General features: G+C 49.8%; 5 protein-coding genes. All 5 read right to left on the reverse strand.

Annotated features, from left to right (window positions below):
- Positions 1-136: 136 nt before the first annotated feature.
- Positions 137-685 carry a CDP-diacylglycerol--glycerol-3-phosphate 3-phosphatidyltransferase gene (gene pgsA, locus A10D4_RS13125; RefSeq protein WP_040503025.1) on the reverse strand — a complete coding sequence of 183 codons (549 nt, stop codon included), beginning with the start codon at positions 683-685 and terminating at the stop codon, positions 137-139.
- A 22-nt stretch (positions 686-707) separates the two neighbouring features.
- The gene (uvrC, locus tag A10D4_RS13130) at positions 708-2,543 is read right to left on the reverse strand and encodes an excinuclease ABC subunit UvrC (protein WP_008490091.1); all 1,836 of its coding nucleotides are present in this window, start codon (positions 2,541-2,543) and stop codon (positions 708-710) included.
- Positions 2,540-3,190 (reverse strand): LuxR C-terminal-related transcriptional regulator, encoded by a 651-nt coding sequence (locus tag A10D4_RS13135; RefSeq protein ID WP_008490092.1) that lies wholly within the window; start codon positions 3,188-3,190, stop codon positions 2,540-2,542. Before A10D4_RS13135 ends, uvrC begins: the two co-directional genes overlap by 4 nt.
- Before the next feature lie 210 nt (positions 3,191-3,400).
- Entirely contained in the window at positions 3,401-4,018 is a 618-nt protein-coding gene (locus tag A10D4_RS13140) for a DNA-3-methyladenine glycosylase family protein (protein ID WP_008490093.1), read from the reverse strand.
- A gap of 25 nt (positions 4,019-4,043) precedes the next feature.
- Positions 4,044-4,642 (reverse strand): acyl-CoA thioesterase (locus A10D4_RS13145; protein WP_008490094.1); only part of this gene is annotated, 599 nt, incomplete at its 5' end.

Raw genomic sequence — 4,642 nt, forward strand, 5'->3', positions numbered from 1 at the left:
GGTTGTGCTCTACCAACTGAGCTATTCCCGCTTCACAACTGCGTCGTTGTGGGGAAGCATTCTACTTAGCTTAGCCCGACAGTCAACGACTTTTTTTATCAAAATGAACTGTTTGCCTATTTTTGCGACAAAACGGTCATTCTGCAATCAAATCTGACCACGCAGCGCGTAAATAATCCCACATTGACCACAACGTCAGCACAAAAGCGACATAGAATAGTATCACCGCAAGTACCACGATAGTGGTGTTGGCTTCCCATAATAAACCAGTCAATGCGACCATTTGCGCGACCGTTTTTAATTTACCCAAATGTGAGACCGCCACTTGCGTGTGCTTGCCGATTTGCGCCATCCACTCACGCAAGGCCGAAATGATGACTTCACGGCAAATCATGGTCAGCGCTGGAATGGTGATCCACCAGGCGGTGTAGTTTTCAACCACGACCACTAACGCGACCACCACCATAGCTTTATCGGCCACTGGGTCTAAAAACGCACCGAAACGGGTGAATTGGTTAAATTTGCGAGCAATATAACCATCTAACGCATCGGTAATCGAGGCTAACGCAAAAATAAATGCCGCCCAAAAGTTGGCGTCTACGAAGGGTAAGTAATACACCAATAAAAACACCGGGATCAGTAAGATCCGGAAAGCAGTTAATACGTTGGGTACATTCCACATAATGTTGTGTGTTCCTTGCTACCGGTTATTCATCATGAAAGGCGTAGTAAATGGTTTCCGCCATTTTTTTACTGATACCCGGTATATTTGCGAGTTGTTCAATACTAGCCTTTTTTACTTCCTGTAATCCACCCAGATTCTGCAGGATCTTTTGTCGGCGCTTAGCACCGATACCTTCAATTTGCTCGAGCGACGACGTACGTTTCGCTTTTTGTCGCTTGTTACGGTGTCCGGTAATGGCAAAACGGTGACTTTCGTCCCGAATATGCTGAATCAAATGTAACGCCGCGGCGTCTTTTTTCAACGGTATGGTTTCGTGACTACCGGCCAGAATTAAGGTTTCCAAGCCCGGTTTACGCGATTCGCCTTTTGCCACACCAATCAGTAACGGCGCATCACGCCCCCACTCGGCAAAATATTGCTCTGCCTGCGATAACTGCCCTTTACCACCGTCAATAAACAGAATATCCGGCACCGTGCCGACAATTTTGCCATTGCTACGTGCGCCATCATAGCGCTTTGCCAAGGCTTGAGCCATAGCCGCGTAATCATCGCCGGGAGTAATGCCGTCAATATTGTAGCGCCGATAATCGGCTTTCTTTGGCCCTTGCTGGTCAAACACCACGCAACTGGCCATGGTTTGTTGGCCCATGGTATGGGATATATCAAAACATTCCATGCGCTGAATCGGCACACCTAAATCCAGCACTTGCTCTAACGCCTTGGTGCGCTGGTGCATGGTCGACTGCTGATTGAGTCGACTGGCTAAGGCGTTGAGCGCATTTTTTTGCGCTAATTGCTGATACTGTCGACGCTCGCTGCGCACATTTTTATTCATCACGACTTTTTGCTGCAGCGCTTCCGATAACGACGCGGCAAGCTCATCCAGCAAAGCCACCGCTTCGGGCAAGATGATCTCTTTTGGCACTTTACGGCCAGCCGTATCAGACAAATAGAACTGCAATAAAAACGCACTCAGTACTTCATTATCGTCGGTATCGGCCGGGACTTTGGGAAAGTAACTACGGCTGCCCTGAATTTGATTATCACGAATAAATAGCACCTGCACCGTGGTTAAACCGTTACCGCGGGCAAATCCGATCACGTCCAGCTCAGCCTGATTACCGCTTACCGCATTGCGCTCTTGCACCTTGCGCAGCGCCGCGATTTGATCGCGATAGCGTGCCGCTTGCTCAAAGGCTAAATCGCTGCTGGCTTGCTCCATCCGTGCCACTAAGCGATCGATAACTTGTTGGTTTTTGCCTTTTAAAAAGTCCGTTGCGAGCCCTGCCTGTTCGGCGTAGTCGTCGTCGCTACAGTAGTTCACGCAAGGCGCCAAACAACGCTGCAATTGATACTGCAAACAGGGACGGCTGCGATTACGGTAGTAGGCGTCTTCGCATTGTCGCACCGGAAAAAGCTTTTGCATCAAACGTAGGCTTTCGCGCACCGCGGCACCATTCGGAAACGGTCCAAAATACTCGCCCTTCTGGCGCCGCGCACCGCGATGATAGGCTAACCGAGGGTGTTGGTGATCGGTCACTAAAATATAGGGATAAGACTTATCATCACGTAACAATACGTTATAGCGCGGACGATACTTTTTGATAAAGCTATTTTCTAGGATCAACGCTTCCGCTTCGGTGTTGGTCACCGTAACATCCATGTCGGCAATTTGCTTAACCAGTGCTTGTGTTTTAGCGCGATCAACTTTGGCGCGAAAATAACTCGCGACTCGTTTTTTTAACTGCTTCGCTTTACCGACATAGATCACGTCACCCGCCTCATCATACATGCGGTAAACGCCTGGCTGATTGGTCAGGTGACGAAGAAAGGTTTGTGGGTCAAATTGAGCTGTCATACTTCCGCTAGTTTTTCGATATCCACCAAGCCGGCGCGAATAGCCAGATGCGACAACGCCACATCACCGGCCACGCCCAACTTAGAAAAAATGCGATAACGGAAAGTGTTGACGGTTTTACCACTAATGCTTAAATGCTGCGCAATTTGCGCCACGCGCATACCACGAGCCAACATCAGCGTGACCTGCAACTCCCGTTCGCTAAGTTTATCCAACATCCGGCCCTTACCCTCAGCATGAGGACGGCGAGCAAAATAAGCAGCCACATCGGCCGCGACGAACATCTTACCACGATCTAACGCTGCGCAGGCCTGTAATAGATCATCGGTACTGCCGTTATCCAACAAATAACCCTCAATCGGATTGACACTAGTTTGAAAATCCAGCACATCTTGTAACGAGCGACTCCATAGCATTAATTGAAGTTCCGGATGGCGACGTTGAATACGGCGCCAGGTTTCCAGCGTCGCATCACCGACAAAACGACTACAGAGTATCACAACCGCGTCATCAAACTGCTTGGCGCGAAAACGTAAGCCGCTGACATCCTGTACCACCGCCTGTACTTGATAACCACTATCACTGAGTACACGCTGCATGCCAGCCGCCACTAACTCACTACTGACTGCAATAATAAAGTTCACCATTGTTATTGTATCCTTACCTAAAAAACATGCGTGAAAGCCGAAATACGGCGGACACACCATCTCAGGCGTCAACAATAAAACAACATTATTTTATTAAACTCAATAAGTTAGCGGTCAGCTGACAGGTGGATAAAAAAGAAAGTTTTCGAATGAAACCTAAGCAACGGTCTTTATCGAATGGCCGCTCATGTCGCTGCCCGGTGCTATCGGTTAAATACGCGCCTGATCCAACAGTTGCCACAGATAACTGGCTAGATAAGTACGGTAAGGAGCCGCCCGTTCTGGCACTAAAATCACACCGTGCTCACCCAGCAGACTGACAGCTTTGCGCAGGCTACTATCGCCTAACGGGAATAAATCCTCGTGGGCAAAATGAAACATCGCCACAATTGATGCAGTCCACAAGCCTAATCCTTTATGCGAGGTGATGGTTTTTAGCAGGGTCTCACAGTCGAGCTGTTGCCAATTATCGATGTCATCGGGGTAACGATAATAGCTCTCGGCAAAGCGTGTAATAGTAGCCGCTTTGGCGCGACTACAACCACAACTGATCAGGTCTAATTCGGATAAATCGGCAATACCTGACACGCCCTGCTCTGCGGCTTTAGCCTCGGCACGCGCAATAATGGTGTTCGAGGCTTTTAGCGACAACATTTGTCGAATCACGATACGCGGCACCGCTTGTAACGGATGAATGGCTGAGGGTTGCAGTGGCACCAGCAGTGGTTGGGTTAATAAAAACCGCTCAATGCCAGCCTGTGTATCGATTAAGTGCTGGCGAATGGCTAACGCTTGCTGTTGCTGCTGAGCATCCATGCGGGTATCCATACTGGCTTTCCTTCATTACAGTGAGTTAGGCAAACACCGTCACGGTTTGTCGGCTAATGGCCACCAATTTGCCTTCCGCATCACAGAGTCTGGCGGCACAATAACCGTAGCCGTCGGCAGCATACTCAATGTCCGCCTGATACTGCCACCAATCGGCGGCACTGGCCTGCGGTAAGGGTTCAATAAACTCTAACGTCCAAGTTAGCGACGACGCCGGTGCCGGTTGCACTAAATGTGGTAACAACGCTGGCGGCCACGCATCGACTAACGCCGCGATATAAGCCTCGTTTAATCCCAACGGCGCCTGTTTCAGGCGCACCCAACCACCAAATGAACGTGAACGATGACCGCTAAAGGGTAAACCGCCAATCGTGATAGACATGTCAAAATGTTTAACGAACTCTGGTACTACCTCGATATTCGGCATCACCAGACCGTCTTCGGGTTGCCCCAAATTCACGTGTTTAACCGCCGATTGTTTAATGATCGACGGCCGCGCAGCGCCAAAGCTAGCCAGCGCGCTAACCACCACCTGTCCATCCTGAACCAGCTCAGCGCGCATTTGCGTCACCGACTTACCTTGCCGTAACAGGGTTCGTTTTACCGTCGCGGGACCGGCTACTG

Origin of the sequence: Idiomarina xiamenensis 10-D-4 (assembly GCF_000299895.1) — a bacterium.
Lineage (GTDB): Bacteria > Pseudomonadota > Gammaproteobacteria > Enterobacterales > Alteromonadaceae > Idiomarina > Idiomarina xiamenensis.